The sequence below is a fragment of the candidate division KSB1 bacterium genome, from assembly GCA_034521575.1.
GTDB lineage: Bacteria > Zhuqueibacterota > Zhuqueibacteria > Residuimicrobiales > Krinioviventaceae > JAXHMJ01.
In genome coordinates this window covers 891260-912243 of the sequence record JAXHMJ010000005.1, presented here as the reverse complement: position 1 = coordinate 912243, position 20984 = coordinate 891260, and the positions used below count along the sequence as shown (strand labels likewise).

Annotated in this window: 18 protein-coding genes and 2 pseudogenes; 12 read left to right on the top strand and 8 right to left on the bottom strand. The window is 48.6% G+C overall.

Annotation, left to right across the window (positions count from 1 at the left end):
- Nucleotides 1-31: 31 nt before the first annotated feature.
- Entirely contained in the window at nucleotides 32-298 is a 267-nt protein-coding gene (locus U5R06_17035) for a helix-turn-helix domain-containing protein (GenBank protein MDZ7724453.1), read from the bottom strand.
- A gap of 334 nt (nucleotides 299-632) precedes the next feature.
- On the opposite strand from U5R06_17035, the gene U5R06_17030 reads away from it, so the two are divergent.
- Complete coding sequence (locus tag U5R06_17030; GenBank protein ID MDZ7724452.1) at nucleotides 633-1832, top strand: hypothetical protein; 1200 nt, start codon at nucleotides 633-635, stop codon at nucleotides 1830-1832.
- A gap of 57 nt (nucleotides 1833-1889) precedes the next feature.
- Here U5R06_17030 and U5R06_17025 read toward each other — a convergent pair whose 3' ends face one another.
- The 4 genes from U5R06_17025 to U5R06_17010 all read right to left on the bottom strand — a co-directional run bounded on the left by U5R06_17025 (nucleotide 1890) and on the right by U5R06_17010 (nucleotide 6007).
- The gene (locus tag U5R06_17025) at nucleotides 1890-3206 is read right to left on the bottom strand and encodes a glycine--tRNA ligase (GenBank protein ID MDZ7724451.1); all 1317 of its coding nucleotides are present in this window, start codon (nucleotides 3204-3206) and stop codon (nucleotides 1890-1892) included.
- Nucleotides 3207-3287: 81 nt separating this feature from the next.
- Nucleotides 3288-4253 carry a cysteine synthase A gene (gene cysK / locus U5R06_17020; protein ID MDZ7724450.1) on the bottom strand — a complete coding sequence of 322 codons (966 nt, stop codon included), beginning with the start codon at nucleotides 4251-4253 and terminating at the stop codon, nucleotides 3288-3290.
- Nucleotides 4254-4276: 23 nt separating this feature from the next.
- The gene (locus U5R06_17015; protein ID MDZ7724449.1) at nucleotides 4277-5557 is read right to left on the bottom strand and encodes an O-acetylhomoserine aminocarboxypropyltransferase/cysteine synthase family protein; all 1281 of its coding nucleotides are present in this window, start codon (nucleotides 5555-5557) and stop codon (nucleotides 4277-4279) included.
- Nucleotides 5558-5569: 12 nt separating this feature from the next.
- Complete coding sequence (locus U5R06_17010; protein ID MDZ7724448.1) at nucleotides 5570-6007, bottom strand: Rrf2 family transcriptional regulator; 438 nt, start codon at nucleotides 6005-6007, stop codon at nucleotides 5570-5572.
- A 133-nt stretch (nucleotides 6008-6140) separates the two neighbouring features.
- Here U5R06_17010 and U5R06_17005 point away from each other — a divergent pair, with 133 nt between their 5' ends.
- Complete coding sequence (locus U5R06_17005) at nucleotides 6141-6305, top strand: hypothetical protein (protein ID MDZ7724447.1); 165 nt, start codon at nucleotides 6141-6143, stop codon at nucleotides 6303-6305.
- A 161-nt stretch (nucleotides 6306-6466) separates the two neighbouring features.
- On the opposite strand, the gene U5R06_17000 is transcribed toward U5R06_17005, so the two are convergent.
- Nucleotides 6467-8488, bottom strand: a complete 2022-nt coding sequence (locus U5R06_17000; protein MDZ7724446.1) for a hypothetical protein — start codon at nucleotides 8486-8488, stop codon at nucleotides 6467-6469.
- Nucleotides 8489-8790: 302 nt separating this feature from the next.
- Between U5R06_17000 and U5R06_16995 the strand changes: the two are divergent.
- From U5R06_16995 to U5R06_16950, 10 genes and pseudogenes are all read left to right on the top strand, one after another.
- A pseudogene (locus tag U5R06_16995) lies at nucleotides 8791-8928 on the top strand (GNAT family N-acetyltransferase).
- Nucleotides 8929-9016: 88 nt separating this feature from the next.
- Nucleotides 9017-9376, top strand: coding sequence for a type II toxin-antitoxin system RelE/ParE family toxin (locus U5R06_16990; protein ID MDZ7724445.1), 360 nt, complete (start codon nucleotides 9017-9019; stop codon nucleotides 9374-9376).
- On the top strand, nucleotides 9369-9650 hold the full coding sequence (locus tag U5R06_16985) for a helix-turn-helix transcriptional regulator (GenBank protein ID MDZ7724444.1): 282 nt from the start codon (nucleotides 9369-9371) through the stop codon (nucleotides 9648-9650). The genes U5R06_16990 and U5R06_16985 overlap by 8 nt, the downstream gene beginning before the upstream one ends.
- Nucleotides 9651-10066: 416 nt before the next feature.
- Complete coding sequence (locus tag U5R06_16980; protein MDZ7724443.1) at nucleotides 10067-10423, top strand: hypothetical protein; 357 nt, start codon at nucleotides 10067-10069, stop codon at nucleotides 10421-10423.
- Between the two features lie 125 nt (nucleotides 10424-10548).
- Nucleotides 10549-11454 (top strand): HNH endonuclease, encoded by a 906-nt coding sequence (locus U5R06_16975; GenBank protein ID MDZ7724442.1) that lies wholly within the window; start codon nucleotides 10549-10551, stop codon nucleotides 11452-11454.
- 543 nt (nucleotides 11455-11997) lie between these two features.
- Nucleotides 11998-12996: pseudogene (locus tag U5R06_16970) on the top strand (glycoside hydrolase family 130 protein).
- Between the two features lie 405 nt (nucleotides 12997-13401).
- The gene (locus tag U5R06_16965; protein ID MDZ7724441.1) at nucleotides 13402-16980 is read left to right on the top strand and encodes a cellulase N-terminal Ig-like domain-containing protein; all 3579 of its coding nucleotides are present in this window, start codon (nucleotides 13402-13404) and stop codon (nucleotides 16978-16980) included.
- The gene (locus U5R06_16960) at nucleotides 16916-17335 is read left to right on the top strand and encodes a T9SS type A sorting domain-containing protein (protein MDZ7724440.1); all 420 of its coding nucleotides are present in this window, start codon (nucleotides 16916-16918) and stop codon (nucleotides 17333-17335) included. Before U5R06_16965 ends, U5R06_16960 begins: the two co-directional genes overlap by 65 nt.
- 115 nt (nucleotides 17336-17450) lie before the next feature.
- Nucleotides 17451-18059, top strand: a complete 609-nt coding sequence (locus U5R06_16955; protein MDZ7724439.1) for a sugar O-acetyltransferase — start codon at nucleotides 17451-17453, stop codon at nucleotides 18057-18059.
- Between the two features lie 475 nt (nucleotides 18060-18534).
- Complete coding sequence (locus U5R06_16950; protein MDZ7724438.1) at nucleotides 18535-19602, top strand: DUF3179 domain-containing protein; 1068 nt, start codon at nucleotides 18535-18537, stop codon at nucleotides 19600-19602.
- 261 nt (nucleotides 19603-19863) lie between these two features.
- Here the strand turns inward: U5R06_16950 and U5R06_16945 are convergent, their stop codons facing one another.
- Nucleotides 19864-20187, bottom strand: coding sequence for a hypothetical protein (locus U5R06_16945; GenBank protein MDZ7724437.1), 324 nt, complete (start codon nucleotides 20185-20187; stop codon nucleotides 19864-19866).
- Between the two features lie 9 nt (nucleotides 20188-20196).
- Nucleotides 20197-20796, bottom strand: coding sequence for a sigma-70 family RNA polymerase sigma factor (locus tag U5R06_16940; GenBank protein MDZ7724436.1), 600 nt, complete (start codon nucleotides 20794-20796; stop codon nucleotides 20197-20199).
- Between the last annotated feature and the right edge of the window lie 188 nt (nucleotides 20797-20984).

The window sequence follows — 20984 nt, the reverse complement described above, 5'->3', positions numbered from 1 at the left end:
TACCCAGGGGCATACTCTGATTCATACATTTTCACGCAAGAACAAATTCGGATTGTTTGAGTTTTTCTCGAAGTGTTTTTCTCGATATCCCCAATATTCGTGATGCCTTGGATTTATTGCCTCCAACTTTTTCCAAAACATGAATGATGTGCTCTAGTTCAACCTCGGCGAGGCTTTTGAGTCGGGATTCCGAATGTTCTTCACTGATTATTTGGATTTGAGGATAAATAAACTCTGCATCCAATTGAACCTCTCCCATAGCTCTCCTCTCTTTAATAATTGCATCCAACGTTTCCATACTCTGAATTTCTACATGCAAGCAATATGCCAAAACCGATAAAAAACCTATATTAAATGGATTAATAGAGTGTTGTTATTTAATGATATAGGGCATTTTTATGATCGAGGTAAATTTAGGACTTTTTTTCGTTGCGGGAAAGTGGGTAAAATCCCCCACTTGGTGAAAAATTACTCATTGTGTTCCAACTTTTCGCATCTTCACCGGAATGAAGATTATGTGCAAACTGTTTATACAGTTTTGATTGTTTGCAGGTTTATTTTTTTGTTGTTTTTGCTTTATAAAATATGTAGACTGTGAGCGGGAATAGACCAGGATTTTATTGGTGTTGAAAATGAAAAAGAACATGAAACGCAGTGTTGTTTTATTGCTATTGGCGGGATTCCCTGGGATATGGATTGTCTCGGCACAAACCAACCATTCCGTCAGCTATTCCAGAATGGTACAAAGCGCGGTCATGCCGCCCAGAGGGCATGTTTACACGCTTTTACAGTTTGCAACTTTTCGATCCTCTCCGGTCGAGTATAGCCCGGATCGAACCGAACAAATAAGCGACAAGCAATTCGAGAGCGGAGTTTTTTATTCGCCTTATTCAGGTTTGGGCTTTGGAGGGTTGGTGATGCTGTTAAAAAGCAATCACCGTCCCGGCCAAACATGGAGTTCTCCTGCGCATGTGGATTTGTGGGCCACCTGGGGAACCCGGCCGCTGAATGATTCTACATTCTTTATGGCTGTTCGATTTTCTTCCCGGGTTCCGCTTGATACGTATACAAATCCACCTCTGAGTTATTATGCGACCCGTCACGTTCGCTTTGGCGTTGGAGGGCTGGCAAGCTGGATTGTTCTGCGGGAAGAATGTTTTGATGTGCAGCTCGATTTTAACACACAGCTTTTGGACCACAATGACCGCGGCTTGAACCTGACGACGGATGAAAAGGACAATTTAACCGTTGAAAAAAGTACAAAGGAAATTGTATACGGGATGTCCGCTCAGAGTCATTACAAGGCTATGGCTTTTTATGTCGAATTGTACGGGCGTCAATTTGTCCAGCGTCCGCCGATATCCGCCTATACCCGGGAAAACAGTTTGATTATGAATAGTGGATTCACACTCGAACCGATGGCCTGGCTGAATCTCAATGTCTCGCTGACTGTCCTGCTGAGAGGCGGGACTGATCGTACGGATTATATGTATAGTTATGCGGATCCGTTTTGGGCCAAAGCGCCCAATTTGCCCGCCTGGCGGATTCGGGCGGGATTGGGAGTGACCCTGGACGCCGGTGAATCACGCAATAGGGGAGATGATTTGCGGGACGCGCTGGGCGCTTCTCCGCCGGTTGATACATCCGAAACCGATTTGCAGTTTGATCGGGAGCGTTTTCTGGAAAAACTCCGGCATGACGATGTGTCAGAACGCGAGTTTATAGAAACCTATCAGGAGCTTTTGCTGCAGGAACGGGAAGAAAAAGAAAAGATGCTAAAAGAACTGCGCGAGCGCTTGCAAGAGGAAAGGGAAAAAGATACTAATCCGTAAACGCAGAGCTGTTATTCCGAAAAGACGCGGGATAACCGCCCTGCGTTTTACACCGTTTTACATGCCATTTATTTTACAATAAAGCGTATCAAATAGCGCATCGATTTTGATACGCTGCTGTTCCATTGAATCGCGATCCCGGAGGGTTACAGTGTCATCTTCCAGCGTGTCAAAGTCAACGGTAATACAATAGGGGGTGCCGATTTCATCCTGGCGGCGATAACGTCTGCCGACCGCGCCTCCCTGATCATAAAATACATTGAAATGTTTTTTCAAGTCCGTATGGATTTTCTGAGCCAATTCCGCCAATCCGCCTTTTTTTACCAATGGAAACACACCGGCTTTAATCGGGGCAAGCGCCGGATGCAGATGCAGAACCGTACGTGTGTCTTTTTCAAGTTCCTGTTCTTCATAAGCGTCGGCCAGTACGGTCAAGACCGTACGGTCAGCGCCGGCGGACGTTTCCACGATATAGGGTAGGAACCGCTCTTTGGTTTCATTGTTATAATAGCTCATATCTTTGCCGGAATGCTCCTGATGGCGTTTGAGATCAAAATCCGTGCGGTTATGAATTCCTTCAAGCTCTTTCCAGCCGAACGGGAATTCGTATTCAATGTCAAACGCGGCGGCTGCGTAATGTGCCAGCTCATCATCACCATGCTGGTGGAACCGCAGTTTTTCTTCCCGGATACCCAGTTCTTTATAGTAATGAATGCGATCCTGTTTCCAGTGCTCAAACCATTCCATGTCTTCGCCCGGTTTTACAAAAAACTGCATTTCCATTTGTTCAAATTCGCGGGTGCGAAATATAAAGTTTTCCGTGGTAATCTCGTTGCGAAAAGCTTTACCGATCTGTGCAATGCCGAACGGCACTTTTTGACGGGATGAATTAATCACGTTTAAAAAATTGACATAGATGCCCTGAGCGGTTTCAGGACGCAGGTACACAATATGTCCGCTGTCTTCAATAGGGCCCATATGCGTCTTAAACATCAGGTTGAACTGGCGGGGATCGGTCAATTCTCCGCCGCAGTCCGGACACGTTGACGGATTTTCAAGCACGTCCTGGCGGAAACGGTGTTTACATTTTTTACAATCCACCAGCGGATCCGTGAAACCTTCCACATGACCGGACGCCTCCCAGATTCGCGGGGACATGAGAATGGCGGAATCCAGGCCGACGATATTCTCGCGATTCTGGACCATCCATTTCCACCAGAATTTTTTTATATTGTTTTTCAGCTCTACACCGAGGGGGCCGTAATCATAACAACTGGCCAGTCCGCCGTATATTTCACTGGACTGAAAGATATAGCCGCGGCGTTTGGACATCGATATCAGTTTATCCATTATAGTACTCTCTGCTTTTGCCATACTATCTCTCCATTTGATAAAGTGTTTCCATTGATTGCAAAGAGATAATATACAAAAAGCAGAGAGTTTTTCAAAACAGAATTAAGCGCCGGTTTGCGGATCAAACAGTCCTTCAAACAGCGGGGTCGATAAATAGCGTTCTCCGGCATCCGGCAGTATGGTGACGATTGTCTTGCCGCTGTTTTCTTCGCGCGCCCCGATTTTGACAGCTGCAGCTGCCGCAGCGCCGCACGAAATGCCGGAAAGAATGCCCTCTTCACGCGCCAGCCGCTGTGAATACTCGATGGCTTTTTCGCTGCTCACCTGTTCGACCGCGTCGACGAGGTCAAGATCCAGATTATGAGGCACGAACCCGGCTCCGATACCCTGAATTTTGTGGCTGCCCGGCTGCAGGGATTCACCATTCAACGTCTGAGTGATAACCGGACTGGTCGTCGGTTCGACGGCAATGGTTTTTACAGCTTTTTTGGACTTGAAAAATCGGGAGACACCGGAGAATGTTCCGCCGGTGCCGACACCCGCGACAAATATATCGATATTGCCGTCGGTATCCTGCCAGATTTCCGGGCCGGTGGTGGATTCGTGAATCGCAGGATTTGCGGGATTCTCGAACTGATTCAGGAAAATATAACGGGTTGGATCATTGTTCAGGATTTCCTGCGCCTTGGCAATGGCGCCTTTCATGCCGTCCTCAGCCGGTGTTAAAATGAGCTGCGCGCCCAGGGCTTTCATGACTTTTCGACGTTCAATGCTGGCGGATTCCGGCATGGTGAGGATAACCTGATAACCGCGAGCGGCTCCGGTAAACGCAAGAGCGATGCCGGTGTTGCCGCTCGTCGGTTCCACAATGGTTTTAGCGGGATTTAAAATTCCGCGTTTTTCAGCATCCCAGATCATGTTGGCGCCGATCCGGCATTTGACGGAATAGGCTGGATTGCGGCCTTCGATTTTAGCGAGTATGGTCGCCTTGCTGTTTTTTGCAATTTTATTCAACTGCACCAACGGTGTGCGTCCGATGGAATAACTGTTGTCTTTGTATATATTCATAAAACACCTCGTTAATAAATTCACTATATATGTTCAAGCGCCTGCTCAATGTCAGATAAAATGTCATCGATATTTTCAATGCCGATGGATAACCGCACCAGTTCCGGCGGCAGTCCGGCGGCTTTTTGCTGTTCTGCGCTCATCTGTGAATGGGTGGTTCCGGCCGGATGAATGGCCAGACTTTTGGCATCACCTACATTGGCCAGATGCGAAAACAAATGCAGATTTTCAATAAAAGCTTCTCCGGCCCGGCGTCCGCCTTTGATTCCAAAGACGACCATACCGCCGTATCCATTCTCAAGAACCTGTTTGGCAATTTTATGTGACGGATCGCTGTACAGTCCGGGATAGCGCACCCATTCGACTTTTTTATGTTTTTTCAAAAATTTGGCGGTCTGCATGGCGTTATCGCAGTGGCGCTGCATTCTCAGCGCCAGGGTTTCAATGCCCTGAAGAAACAGCCAGGCGTTATCCGGCGAGATACAGGCACCCAGGTTGCGCAATGGCACCAGGCGCATGCGCATGATAAACGCCAGGGGATTCAGATCGCCCAGATCATGAGCGTAACGGATGCCGTGATAGCTGTTATCCGGTTCATTGTAGAGCGGGAATTTGGAATCAGTCCAGTCAAATTTACCGCTGTCCACCACAATCCCGCCGATTCCTGCGCCGTGTCCGCCCATCCACTTGGTGAGAGAGTGGATAACGATATGCGCGCCGTGTTCAATGGGACGCAGGAGGTAGGGGGTGGTAAACGTGGAATCGACCACAAGAGGAAGATGATGCTTTTCTGCAATGCGGGCGACCGCCTTTAGGTCCGTTACGCTTAGGGTCGGATTGCCGATCGTTTCCACATAAAGCAGCCTGGTCTTTTCAGTGATCGCCTGTTCCCAGGCGTCCATATCATCAGGATTGACAAAATGCGCCTTGATGCCGAATTGCGGTAAAATATCGTTAAACATGGTATACGTGCCGCCGTATAGATTGTTGGCGGTGACAAATTCATCTCCGGCGGAACAAATGTTCATGATCGAATACTGGACGGCCGCGGTGCCGGAGGCCAGGGCCAGGGCGGCGCCGCCACCTTCCATGGCTGCAACGCGCTGTTCCAGTACGTCCTGAGTGGGGTTGCCGAGTCGTGTGTAAATATTGCCTTGCTCTTTAAGATTGAATAGATTTTTAGCGTGTTCGCTGCTCTTGAATAGATAAGAGCTGGTTCGGTGCAAAGGCACCGCACGAGAAAGCGTGTCGCTGTCCGGTGTGTGTCCGGCGTGCAGAGCCAGGGTCTCTATTTTATGGCTCATAAAATCTCCTTTCTAAATAACGTAACTGTATTCCCGGGATTCATTGATTTCTATAATTCGTTGATTCATATCGGTGAGGGTTATGCGCCCGATTGCCTTTTGAACGGTGGTGGAGACCTGCTGCCAAATTTCGAAGAAAACCTGTCTTTCCGCAGACGAATACTCTTTGGCAGAATCCGTATCCAGACCAAGAGGACCTTCGGTCAGTTTAATAATTTCACCCAAAGTAATTTGCTTTGGATGTCGGCTCAGTATAAAGCCACCGCCGCTGCCGCGTCGTGAGCTGACAATCCCGCCGCTTTTCAAAGTCAGCATAATTTGTTCGAGGAACGGCATGGGGATATTCTGGCGTGCGCTGATCTCGGATAACGGCACGGCTTTTTCTTTTTCTTGCCGACTGAGGTCAATGAGCGCATAGATGGCGTATTCACTTTTTTTTGAAAATTTCAACGGTTCTCCTTTTAATATGATAAATATTATCAATGTAGTAATGAATAGAACAATTAAATGCAATGGTTTATTTCATACATTGAGATATTGCGGATATTTGCGCTTTACCCCATCTGGAAGGCGCTTTGGGTTTTTGAAAATCACTCAGACCGGAGCAGCGGACGATCACGGGTGGGACGGAATTGGTCTGGTGGACGCCGAATTCGGCGGTCAGAAAAGCGATTTCGGTGTGTCGCTGTTCGGCAGTCAGGCGGATTTCGGCGTCGGCAAAGCCGGTGAGGGTGGTGTTGGACTCTGATGTCAATAGCCGCGAATGACATCATGTAGCCGCAACCCAAAATGCTGCCAGCGGACTGAAAGATATGGGTTCGCTTACTCAAAACGGAGAAACGGTTTTACCCGCTGAAGCGGGCGGGAATCAGAACTTGTCCCTGCAGCGGGGATCGACTGTATGCCTGCTCAGTACCTGAATAAAACGCCCAGGCTGGTATTGGATTCCGCGGTATACCCGAGGTAGGTATACCCGTTCGGCGGATCGATTTCCAGAGTGGACAGAGCCGAAGCGACCGCGGTCCCGGTTGCGGAGAAACCGAATCCCCGGTCATTGACCTCGGTGATGGTATTCAAGGTGCCGCTGAAACTAACATCCCGGTTTCCGGGACTTCCCAGCGATTCGCGTGTCTTGCAAAAGAATTCGATCGAAAATCCCGCCACCTTGACCCACACACTGTCTCCATCGATTGAGGAGGTACCGGTGAACACCGAGCCGTCGAACGTGACATCCGCGCCGGCTGTCGGGGAAAATCCGTAATTTTTTTGATCCCCGTTCTCTTTTTCCCAGTGGGTGGTCACCGCCAGGAGTCCGATGATAATCTCTTTGACACTGGAATAATCGACATCCTCGGTGCGGTCAATGGTGATCCATTTGAAATCCACATACTCTTCCACGGATGAAGTAGATACGGCACCTCTGATGCTGAAACCGAATGTGTTTTTTCCTTTTTTGACCGGTAGTTTGAACACGCCGTGATTGGCGGGGCGTCCGCCTCCCAGATAGTTTCCCTGGTCATCATAGACATAGAACACCTGATAACGGTCTGTGCCCGTCAAATAAAAAGGCATTTCAGTCGACCGGCAGTGCAGTTCAAGCGTGTCCAGAAAGGTGGTAAAATCTCCGGTCACATCAAATCCGCCGCCGTTTCTCACCCGCAATGCATAGTCCGGGAACCGGTCATCGCCGATTATGCCGTTCTCAAACTCGGCCCAGCGCTGCGGGATGGTTTGCCAGTCGATATGCGTGGATTTGGCCGCATAGCCGATTTCGTCGTATGCTTTGCCTTCGCCCCCGGCAACCGCGGCGCTGGAATAGGGCTGCAGTACGCCGTTCTCGTATTGAATGCGGCGGGTCTGGTTGTTGGGGAAATTGGGGTCCGCGATATGAAGCGTGCCGGTGGACGGTGTGACCTGATACACGATCATCGCATGTCCCCCGCCGGCCGTACTGTTATGGATCAGCACGTACTGGGGTTCGCCGGTCAGCAGCATGGCGGTAATAAACGAATAATAGGTCAAGCGGGGCCGCATGGACGCCCATTTGACATTCTCCACCCAGTGATCGAAATTCTGATCTTTCTGCAGCGTGGAACAAAAGCGGTAGCCGCGCGGATTATCCTCCCAGAGAGAGGACGGGTCAGAAGGATCGTTCAGGCTGTCGTACGCTGCATAGAGGTTTTCTTTGCCGTTCAGTTTCTGTTCATAATAATACCACATGGCCGCCATGGACTGTCCGGCACAGTGACCGCCGGGACAGACAAAGGAGCCGTAATTGGGAAACTCCCAGTCGTCTTCTCCGGGTTTGAATCCGCTGGACAGCACGGGCTGTCCGTCCAGGACTGTTTGCTGGATCGAGCTGATCACCAGATTACCCACCGCGGGGACGCCGCTTCGGAGCGAGCGTTTGGACAGCGAGGTTATGCCCTCCGGCGACAGATGCCGGGTGCTCAACGTGACAAAATCCGTGCTGAGCTGTTCGACCGGGATGGGTTCAAGGGTTCCGGTGGCTTCATTGTAGAAAAAGCCCATGGCAAAATGATCCTCGGGTATACTGACAGGCACTTTGACAGTCAGGGGATCGGCCGAGTAACCGGCCGGGCCGCGGATGCTGATCATGGGGGAAACCGGATTGAAATGCGCGCCGCGCTCGTGGGCCGTAATTTCAGCCCGGGAGATGACAAACTCCTCAGACTGCCCGAATCCGTCCGGCGGTAGGGTGAGTTCAAAGCCGTGCAACGGGTCAGACGGATCATCAATAATCACGGATCCCCCGGCGGCAGACACCTCCTGCCGGGTCACCTCAACGGAAGACTCAGTGGTGATCTTTCCGTCGAACACCGGACTTGGCGCTGTGGGGCCGCCTGAATCCGAGCACGCGATAAAGAGAAATAGCAGCGGCAACAGGCCTGTTTTTATGATGGGTTTCATGGGTGCCTCCTGAAAAAAAGTGATGACCTGCGTCAATAATCTGCTTAAAACCGGTTGATTCTATAAATAGCGAGACGCCTGTTCGTAAAACAGTTGAAATGCTGACATTCGGCAGCCTTGTCTGTTCAAATGTCTCTTTTAATGCTGAGAAGGGATCCTGATGCGGCCCGGCGGTCATTCAACCGTCAGAGGCAAATATTCGGTTCGGACAGCGATAATCGGAACAGAAACATTTGTTTATCATAATCATTTTCTGCAATAAAGTCAAGATTTGATTTGCCGATGTTTTGTTTTGCACGGTCTTTGGTTTTAAAAGTTGTGGATTTGAAACGTCACATCGAGTAAAGAATTTTTTTACAGACAATTACGACCACCCTATTTTCGAGGGAGATATACAACTTTTTGATATGATTTATCTCAAAAAGGATTTACAGGAATAGCAGGAATAAATGTATGACAAACGAAATAAAAACGCACTTTTAGATTTATAAAAGGATAAAAAATAATTCTTGATTTGTGTTCACAATTATGTTAACTTGGAAAGTTTCTTTTTACAGAACCGATTCCGGTTTTTGTCCGGTAGAAGAATTTTTGGATTCGCTTAACGGCAAGCAGGCACAAAAAGTTGTCTGGGTATTGAAACTGATCGAGGATTTATATGTTGTTCCCATACAATATTTTAAGAAATTAAAAGGGACATCTGAACTCTGGGAGGTAAGAGTAAAAGCAGGTAAAAACAATGTTAGAATACTCGGCTTTTTTTACAAAGATAACCTCATTGTGTTGAACCATGCTTTTTTGAAAAAATCACAAAAAACTCCCAAAAAAGAAATAGAAACAGCTGAACAACGGAAAAAGGACTTTTTAAGGAGAAACGAAAATGAGTGACCTGGAAAATTATATTCATAATAGAAAAAAAACGGATCCGGATTTTCGTGAGAATTTTGAAAAGGGTTATAAAAATTTTAAGATTGGTGTGCTTTTGCGTCAGGCGCGCATCGAATCCGGGATGACACAGGAGCAAATTGCACATAAAATGAACACAAAGAAATCGTCCATATCCCGGATTGAGAACCACTCCGAAGATATCAGATTATCGACGCTTGAGAACTATGCCAGAGCGCTCGGCAAACGGGTCAAAATGGAGATTGTTGAGAGTTGAACGGATTCTGTGATCCTCAATCTCAACGCTTCAACGCTTCAACTTTTCAGCTTGCCTTCCTTAACACTTAAAACTTTCCCTGGCATTTCATTCCATAAATATATATTATTCAACAGTGATCTGTGCCAACGGGGACGTCATGCCGGACACAGGTTTAATCGGGTGGTCAAAATCTTTCTTTGAAATGATACAGGGTGTTATTGATGCGAGTCAATCTGAATTCGTATGTTTTTGACAAAGAATGCATTTTTTTGTCTATTTCAAAAAACGAGTATTTAAATACGTGAATAGTATTTTATTGTCATTGTGCATCGTTGGACTCTTGAAATTTCTATATATATGGTTTTACATTTTTGATTATTTTATTAAATTCTTTCATACACATTTGCAAATTCAAATTCCGTGATTGGAATATTATGACAGAACAAAACTTGAAAACTGATTTAACCTTTTTCACCAATGAACCTGATTCCACACTGCTTGACAGGTTCACCCAAATACTAAAAGATGTAAAATATTTTGATATACTGGTGGGATATTTTCGTTCGAGCGGGTTTTTTCGATTATATAAATCGTTCGAAACCATAGAAAAAATCCAGATTCTTGTTGGTTTGAATCTGGATAGAAAAACATTTCAGATTATAGAGACTGCAAACGGCAATGACTTTGAATCACATGCAAAAATAAAAGAAATATTTGGCAAAGAGCTTGTATCTGAAGTCGAAAATTCTTCTGATGCCAAAATAGGTGAAGATGGAATACTAAAATTTTAAATTAAAAGTATCAATTTGAGGGCGCGGATAATCTGTATAAATTAAAGACGTGCACTTTTCTTTTTCAGTTTTAAAATAAATAATCGAGCTTGCACGTTTCTGAAAAACATTAGAGCCAGGGAGACATGATGGAAAAAGCATTATTTATTAATGGTGTTTTTAAAGATGTGCTTGATGAGATTATGCGATCTCAAAATGCAAATCCTGGCAAGACCTTTTATTTGCAGCCCTATGCAGAATCTACCATAAAGAGATTAAAGCAGAATCCTCCCGCGCCAGAATCGCCATTGCCTCTTTATATTTCAACAACAGCTCAACTCAATCAAATCTGTTATTCAGCGGATATAATCGGATGGGAAGACAAGAATCAAATTTCGAATGAAAGACTGGCTTTTTTGAATGATCACATTAAACGGTTTCAGCCAAAAGAAAACGAAATTTATTTTGAAATGAAGGGTAAAAAGTGTGTTAACCTGATTTCAATCAGAAATCTGGTCGAGCTGCCCAATCAGCTTTCTACTTTACATCTTGTCAAGGAAAGTAATGGCGAACCTCTTAAAAAGCGATCCAGATCTGGAGGGTGGAGTTATGTATTCGCACCTCCATTTCTAAAGCTTGAAAATTCTTATATAAATGATCGTTTGGATGCAGAACTGGGGAAAAAAGTGTCTGTCTCTTTACAGAAAAAAGAAGACTTTTTAGAGAAACGTCTAGCAAAAGCCGAAATGATCCCGGAAAAAGTACAAATCATATCGTCTGGTTTTAGGCGAAATCCTGATGTAATAGCCTTTGTACTCAAACGATCCAAAGGCAAATGTGAATTATGTGGATGTGATGCATCTTTTGATAAAAAATCTGACGGAAAACCATATTTAGAAGTTCATCATTGGATAACCTTATCCGAAGGTGGAGAAGATACGATTGAAAATGCTGCTGCTTTGTGCCCTAACTGCCACAAAAGGGCGCATTTTGGGCAAGAACAGGATTTCCTCAAAATTCATAAGGAGCTTCCAAAGCATACCGAGATGTAAAATACCTGAATTCGCCAGAGATGATATCATTATTTTCAACAAAGCGATAACACATTGACGCAAAAATACTGTCACAAGCTTGTATTTAGCGATTAATGTTTTCAATTCGAATGGATACGTCAAAACAATGCTGTTTCTAACCTGAAACAAGGGCTGCGGCACGTGCAATTCAAAGTACGGTAAGCCACATGCGGAAACATGCATTTATCTGCTAAAGACGTCAAAACCTGCGCGATGAACGGCATACGGCTCTCAACGGTAAAACATTCATCATCGTCGGGGATTACAACGCTGTCCGGCACCTGGATAATGTATAAAACAGCCGTTTGATTACGTATAACAATCAACGCTCCCGCTTGATTTTTTACTATTTTTCTGTTCAACCGATCAACTTGTCCTTGATCCTGTTGATAAATTCTGTTATATTCATACCGGTATGTAACAGTATGCTGTCGATCCACTTTATGCGAATCCAGGCAGCCTCACGACAGCCGCAAAGCAGGGCGGAGTGCGGCCATAAACTAGAGTGCAGAAAGGACAAATATGAACAAGGTAAACATAATCGGTGATTCTCTGGCTAATATTCCCTGGCAGGACCGACCCGCGGGAAGCAGCGATGTGGTGTGGCGTTATGACCAGAATCCGGTGATCCCGCGTGATCTGTTTCCGGGCGCTGAACAGCATTTTCAACAGCGCGGTGGTGCCGTTCAACGGTGAGTTTGCCGGGGTGTTTCGGGCGGACAGACCTGCCGGCATATGCGCATTCACAACGGCCGCAGCAAGGACGGATTTCAGTTCGAGATCGATCCCGGTCCCATTCAATGGGTCAGCGAGAATGACGAGATCCGGCAGTTTGTCGAAGCCTATGATCCGCGTGTGATCAAGATCGAGGACCGCTACTATATCAACTGGTGCAACAATTACCACGGCTATACCATCGGGGTGGGATATACGGATGATTTCAAGACCTTTTATCAAATGGAAAATGCATTTCTGCCCTTTAACCGCAACGGCGTGCTGTTTCCGCGCAAAATCAACGGCAAGTATTACATGCTCAGTCGGCCCAGTGACACCGGGCATACGCCGTTCGGGGATATTTTTGTTAGTCAGAGTCCGGATATGGTTCACTGGGGCTGTCACCGGCATGTCATGTCGCCGAAACAGGATAAACTCACCTGGGAATGCACCAAAATCGGTCCCGGACCGGTGCCCATCGAGACCTCTGAAGGCTGGCTGCTGTTCTATCACGGTGTAATGACCAGCTGCAACGGGTTTGTCTACAGTTTTGGCGCCGCGCTTTTGGATCTGGATGAACCCTGGAAGGTATTGTACCGCGGCGAACCCTATCTGCTGAATCCGAGAGAGACTTATGAATGCGTGGGCGATGTGCCCAACGTGGTGTTTCCCTGTGCAGCGCTGACGGATGCAGAGACCGGCCGCATTGCCATCTATTACGGCGCCGCCGATACGGTGACCGGACTGGCGTTCTGCAGCGTGGACGAGGTGGTCGATTTTGTCAAGGAGAATTCAGCTGTGGACTGAGCGGTGTTTGCCAGCGCGAGCTGTTTTGAGCGGGACAGAGGGCAGAGCCCTCGGTTATAGGACGTGACAGGGGCAGAGCCCCTGCACGATCCGGAGAATCCGGTTTTTTAAATAAACGATTCAACTTCAACAATTAAACAGATCATCCCTGACTTGGTATTCAGTCAAGCCCCCGCATCCCGTTGTTGCATCGTCCTGAATAAAAGCTGACAGTTTTTTCTATTGACTGCTTTCTACTTTTTTCTTCTTACTTTTTACTGTTCTGCTCAAAACTTAAACCTTTGCGGTTAAAACTTGTCTTGACACTATTCTAAAAATCATTTATATTCATACCAGTATATAACAGTATAGTATCTTAAAAGGGTGGACAAGGGGCATGATTGCAAACATAAAAAGGAGAGAACCATGCGAACATTAACCATTGCAGGGCTTGTGTTTTGCCTGGTCGGCATGTTTCAGGCGCTGAATGCATCCCGACTTTACGAGTTCAAGGTGTTGGACCAGGATGTTGTAATGCTGTGGTTCCAGGACAGCGAGGTCGAGTATGTGGACGACGGCACCGGACCGGATGCGCATCACGGACATCATTCCGAAGCGGATAACAGCTACGTGGTCACGTACGGAGATGCTCTGGACAAGACCGCAGCAGCGCAGGCGGGCAACTGGACGATTAAATCCGCTGACGACGCCAATTACAGCGATGCCGGCGCTGCACCGACGGCCGTGTACCGCAAGTCGCGCGTGAACGGCATGTCCTATACCGGATGGGATCCCATTAACAGTGATCACGGCTTTGATTATACGCACGAACATTTTATTTATCTGCAGCTGCCGCATTCGCTGCAGCAGGACAAACAGTACACGGTCGAGATCCCGGCGGATATCAACGCCGATACAACAGCCGTGACCATGACTTTTGATATTTTCAACTGTCCCTCCGAGGCGGTGCATACCAATCTGGTCGGTTATATGAGCAGCTCACGCGTCAAATCCGCGGATCTGTATCATTTCATGGGTGACGGCGGCAACCGCGATTATTCGGGATTTGTCGGCAATGACGTGTATATCTATAACGTGGACACTGAGGAATCGCAGACCGTTGGGTCCGTGGAATTCTGGATGCAGAACCAGACAGAGCTGCACTGGAATCTTACCGGCTCGGATGTGTGGACCGCGGATTTCACCGGATTCAGTCAGCCCGGCACTTATCGGCTTGCGATTGAAGGCGTGGGCTGCAGTCAGAATTTTGAGATTGCTGATGATATTTATCACGATCCCTATAAACTGGGGGTGCTCGGATATTTTTACATGCGCATCGGTCAGGACAACCTGGACATGACTCCGGTGCCGCGCCGGCCGCTGTATATTCAAAATCAGGATCCGCCGGACTGCAAAATTTACGTCACGGATATGGACCCTTATCATCCTGACTGGAGCAGTTTTGCCAGCGGCGACAAATGGGACCGGCCGGAAAGCTGGGTTGCTTATAAAAAGGCGGGCAGTCCCACCAATCCTGATGCCGTCGGCGGACACAGCGACGCGCTGGACTGGGACCGGCATCTGGGGCATGTGGTCAATATCTATGATCTGTGTCTGGCTTATATCGTCAGCAACGGCGTGCTGGATGATGATGACCTGCGAATCGCTGAAAGCGGCAACGGTATACCGGATATTCTCGACGAGGCGCGCAATGAAGTTGATTTCTGGCTGAATTTGCGTTACCAGGGCGGGTATTCGCACGGTCTGACCAATCCGGATGACAACAATCATTTGTTCCAGGCGGACAATACACCGATGGCGGCCTGGGCGAATGCGCTGAACAGCGCCATGCTGGCGTATTGTTTTCAGATCTCCGGACACACGGATCTCAGGCAGGCCTATCTGGATTCGGCGCTTGCCGCTTACAATTATGCGAATGCGCTGGCCGATCCCATGCTGAACACCCAGATGGAAGGCATACGCGGCGTGGATTTTAAAATGATGACGGCGGCGTTTTTGTACAATTTGACCGGCGATACCGGCTATGAAGATATTGTCAAAGCCGAGAGTATGGTCACGACATCCAATTCTGCCATATTGCAGCAGGGCTCTTATCATCAATTGTGGGGAACGGCGGCGTATCTGCTGACGCAGCAGCCGGTGAATTATCCCGGCCTGCAGGCTGACATGAAAACCGCCATTATCGCCAAAGCGAAAAGCCGGGAAGCGGATAACGTGCGCAAGCGCCCGTCCCGGCGCGGTTACAGCAGCGAGAACGCCTGGTGGCAGACCAGTCAGGACATGCCGCGAACTGTTCTCGCGCACGCGGTATCGGACAATCCCACGGATCAGCTGGCGTTTCTGGACGCTCTGCTGCTGGAAGCGGACTGGGGACTGGGACGCAATCCGCTGAACATGATCCAGATGACCACTGCCACCACGGAACTGGGCGACAAGCGCAGTGTGGTCAATTGCTATACGTCAGGACGCAATGACGGATCGCCGGGACTGCATCCCGGGCATACGCCGTATCTGAATATTGAAGGCTGGGGCGGCAATATGGTCGGCAGCAATCCGAAAAAAGTGCTGCAGAAATATTATCCGGACTATAACAACTGGCCGCATGCTGAGAGATTTATCGACACCCGGCACATCTGGGCGCATTCGGAATTTACACCGCGCCAGACCATGCGCGGCAAGATGCTGAATTACGCCTATCTGTACAGCCTGTCCAAAAGCGGCGGCGCCATTACTCCGGCATTGATTGCGGATGCCGGGCCGGATCAGCGTATTGTTGACGAGGACGGAAACGGGGTGGAAAGCGTGCAGCTGGACGCAACCGCCAGTTATTCCAGCGCCAGTGAGATCACCGATTATTCCTGGAGTCTGGGGGACAGTGTAATCGCTACGGGTATGACAGCAACAGTGCAGCTGGATACCGGCAGCTATGAGATTGTTCTGGATATTGAGAATGCCGCTTCTGAAACCGCATCGGATACGGTCAAGATTCAGATACTGTCCCAGGTGTCCGACGAAGAAGCGGACTATGATTTTGAAACCACGGGTCAGCTGGACGACTGGCTGCTTGATAACTGGGGAGAGGGCGGCGTACCCACCGCCGCTCTCTCTTCGGAACAGGCCAGAAACGGAACCCAAAGCGCCAAAATTAGCGGAAATTTTGTGGCCAATTCGCAAAATCTTTTAAAAAAAAGCGGCGCTCTGGATGAGGATGTTGAAACCATCATCTATTATGTCTGGATTCCCCAGGCTCTGGTGGACTCGGCGACCGCGGCCGAAGAGGGGACCGGCGGCGGCGTGCAGAACTATCTGATGCACTCGGGCTGGACCTGGGTGGATCAGTGGTACAGCATTCCGGATTTGCAGGGCGATGCCTGGAACCGCATCTCTTTGACGATTCCGGATGATGTGGTCAATTCCGAGATCCAGGAAACCGGTCTGGTTTTTACACTGCAGGGTGCTTCCATAGGCGAAGGCAGTGTCTATGTGGATGATGTCACCTATCAGGCTGCTGTCAAACCCGCGGATTATGATTTTGAAACCGCCGCCCAGTTTGATGACTGGTATGCGGAAAATTTTTCAGGTACGGGCGGCGCTCCGATCGCCAGTCACAGCACCGAAGTGGTTCACGGCGGCGCGTTCAGCTTAAAAATTGCCGGAAATTTCAGCGCCGAATCGGAACACGCCCTGCGCCGGGACAGCAACCTGGACCCCGGTGTTTCAACACTGGCTTATCATGTTTGGGTGCCGCAGGTGCTGGTGGATTCCTCGCTTGCGGTGTACGAGCGCGACAGCACCCGGGTCGGCGGACTTCAGGTGTATCTGATGCATAACGGTTGGCAGTGGGAGAGTGAATGGGTCAGTATGGCAGACCTGGCCGGGGACGGCTGGACGCGCGTTGACTCTGGCGATTCCGGATCATGTGGATCATTCAAAAGTACAGTCCTTCGGTGTTTCGTTCAAAACCCTGGGTGTGAATCCCGGTGACATTGCCGTGTACATTGATGATATTTATTTTGAAAAAGATACCACTTCAACCGGTGTGCAGACTCCGACAGAGGCCATGACAAATACTCCCGGCGACTATCAGCTGTTTCATAATTTCCCCAATCCGTTCAATCCGGAAACTAAAATCCGTTATGATCTGCCTCAGAGTTCGCGCGTCCGCATCGAGATTTACGATATTGTCGGCCGGCACGTGACCACCCTTGTTGATGAGGCGCAAAACGCCGGCAGTCATCAGGTGACTTTTGATGGACAGAATCTGGCCAGCGGTGTTTATATTTATACCCTAAAGGCCGGCGGCACTAAAGATGTTAAGAAGATGATCTTGCTGAAATAATGAAAAGACAGAGGGCGGAACTCTCGTTTATGCAGTGTGACAGGGGGGCTCCTGCACGATCAATGTGCTGGGAGTATAGCGGTTTGGATTAGTTTCCGATTCAGGGAGTCAAAGCATGACCCAGAAAGAGCGGATGCTGGCGGAACTGCCGTACAAAGCCTGGCTGGATGGACTGGCGGAAGAACGGCTGCGGACAAATAGAAAAATTTACAAGTATAATCACTGCAAACCGCAGCAGATGCGAAAAAAGAAAAAGCTTGTCAGGCGTATTCTGGGGAAAGCAGGCGAACCGGTGACCATAGAAGCACCGTTTTACTGTGATTACGGATATAATATTGAAATCGGTGATGATTTTTTTGCAAATTTCAATCTGGTTATTTTAGACGTTGCCCGGGTCCGGATCGGTTCTCATGTTCAGTGCGGTCCGCATGTTTCCATCATTACCGCCGGACATCCGGTGCATTATAAATCCAGAAATTCCGGATACGAGTACGGAATTCCGGTCACGATCGGCAATAATGTCTGGCTTGGCAGCAACTGTGTTATCAATCCCGGCGTGCGCATCGGGGACAACAGTGTGATCGGCGCCGGGGCTGTCGTCACCCGGGATATGCCGGACAATGTCATAGCGGCGGGGGTGCCGTGCAGCGTTCTGCGAACCATCACGGAGCAGGAGCGTCCCTATTATTTCAAGGATCGGGTTTTTGATGTTTCCGATTTTTGATTCCATCCTGCAAGGGGACGGGTAAACGATATAAAAACCGTCTTTCTTATTTCTCGTTGCAGACAATATCAGTTCCTTTCGGCATCCCGTCTATGCAAGTTTTAATATTCCTTTCTGTTTTTCCCCAGATTCCTATGTAAGCATACTGTTTTTAAAACGACTAATTCTGTGAATATGAGGAGACGCGATCAACAGGATGGTCGTTTTAGCACCAGCTACTGTACGGATACACTGTTTGATTATATTTTTTCATTCAAATACCGGGTCTTGGCGCCGGATCAATTCAGGTGTTCGGAAATACCGGAGGCCGGTGGCTGAATGCCGTACCGGGCGTGAATATCAAACTGACCGTTCATATTTCGCTCCGGTCGGCTGTGCAGAACTGTGACCGGCACTTAGTTGACCATCCGTTACCGCTGGCAGGTTTCTCTGTTTTATTCGATTGCGTTTTAACATGATGAACAGGAGGTAGATCATGAATAAATTATTTTTAACAGCTATTGTAGCTTTTTTGACACTGACATGCAATTCGCCGAACGAATCCACGGCCCGGAGCGGATCGGATGCGTCGGGCGGCGGATCCGGTGACTGGCTGATTTCCGAAAACGAAATCTATGACGGCGGCCCGGGCAAGGACGGCATCCCGGCGCTTACAGAACCTGATATGACAACGGGATTGTCTGCGTCCTACCTGACTGACCGGGATCTGGTCATCGGGGTGCGGGTCGGAGAGTCGTACAAAGCCTATCCGCACGTTATTCTGGACTGGCATGAAATTATCAATGACGAGATCGGCGGGCGATCGTTGGCAATCACATATTGTCCGTTGACCGGGTCCGGGATCGGCTGGAACCGCAGGATCAGAGGTACGGTCACCACATTTGGTGTTTCCGGACTGTTGTACAACAGCAATCTGATCCCCTATGACCGGGCAACCGACAGCAACTGGTCGCAGATGAAATTGCAGGCCGTGGAAGGCACGCTTTCCGGGGCGCGCGTGAACACCTGTCCGGTGATCGAAACGGAATGGGGGACCTGGAAACAAATGGCGCCGCAGACGCAGGTGGTGTCTGAAAATACGGGCTATGACCGCGCCTACGGGCGTTATCCGTACGGCGATTACAAGACCAATCAGAGCAAACTGCTGTTTCCCGTATCTCACACCGATCAACGCCTGCCGGGTAAAACTCGTGTACTTGGCGTAACGGTGTCCGGTGAGTCAAAGGCGTATCCGATTAATTCATTCGGTGATCTTGATGTGCTGAATGATATGATCGGAGGTCAGCCTGTGGTCATTGTCGGCAGCAGTACGCACAATTTTGCGGTTGCTTATGAGCGACGGGTAAACGGTGAGGTTCTCGAGTTTGAACCGGCGGCGGATAAGGCCTTGCCGGTTGTGATGACGGACGGCAGCGGATCAACCTGGTCGGTGTTCGGGCAGGCGGTTGACGGTGATCATGCCGATGAGTTGCTGACGTCAACAGACTCGTATGTGGCGTACTGGTTTGCCTGGGCGGCGTTTTATCCGGATACCAAACTTTGACGTTTAATTTAATATTGACAAGAAAAGTTTTCATTATACCGGATTAAGGAATCATTTTTATTGTAAATAATGAACCTGATAAAATGGCCAAAATGTTCAACAACTATCGAATATAGGTTAGCAGACAAGCGGAGCCGGTTTTGCTGAGCATAGACCGGCTCTGCTTGTTTTCCATCTCCTGATGTAAAAAAATATCGAATTGACCGGATAAAGAGAGAGGAGCGGGTGTCGCCTGGCGTTTGAGCGTCAGTGTGTAAGAACCTAACGAGTGTGATTGTTTTTTTGCCGTAGCGTATCTTTGATGCGCTTGCGCATATCCGGGGTGAGGCTGTCTTTCTGATACAGGGGTGAATCCACTGCATCGGAATAGGTTTTTAGCATGTTATGAATAGCCAGGAGTTGACGCCGGTAACGGTCGCAGAGCACACACTGCCAGGTGTGCAGACGAATGGTCAGCCGTTTGCGCACGGACAGTCGGTGGTCCAGGGATTCGGAAATCTGTTTACTGATCGTTTCGCAGCTGGGGGTGAGTTTGACAATCATCATCATGATCATCATATTGAATTTTTTGGCGAGCGTTTTCATATATTTATTCTATGCATTGACTTTAAACCAGGTATCCTCCAGGCAGCGTCGCAGCCGGTGTCGCGCCCGGTGCAGCAGCACCCATAGATTAGACGACGTAATGTCCAGTTCCTTACAAATGGCTTTGGACGACAGCCCTTCCAGTTCGCGCAGCGAAAACACAGCGGCAAAGGTTTTTGGCAGCTGTTCCATGCACCGCCGCAGCACTGCCATAAACTCCTGACGCTGCAGCTCTTCTTCGGGCTGACTGCCCCAGTCGGACGGCGCGCGCTGCATGTTCCAGAATCCGTCCTCCTGATAATCTTTTTCTTCCGGCGCAGCGTCATCGCTGAACAGATCCGAACGGCGTGATTGTTTCCGGTAATGATCAATGATTTTGTGCTTTAATATGCTGATAAACCAGGTGCGTTCGCTGCTTTTGGCGTCAAAGCTGTGAAACGTCCGCAGCGCCGCCAGAAAGGTCTCCTGCACCAGATCCTCGGCCATCGTTGCATCACTGATGCGCGACAGGGCATAGCGGTACAGAGCATCGCCGTGCTCGTCCACCCAGGATTCCGCGTCGGGTTTCTGCCGATTGGTTTTGGACTCTGTCATGAACAAAAAAAGCATTGACTACCCTTGATGATAGGTGGAGAACTGGGCTGATTATTAAAAGCTCATTCAGGATGAATATAACATGTTTTTCGGTGGGATGCAAATTGTGAATTTACTATTCGCAATTCACTATTCTCTATTCTCTATTTCTTTTTTCGCTTGCATCTTTAATCTTAAATCGCTAAAATCCTGTACTACAACTA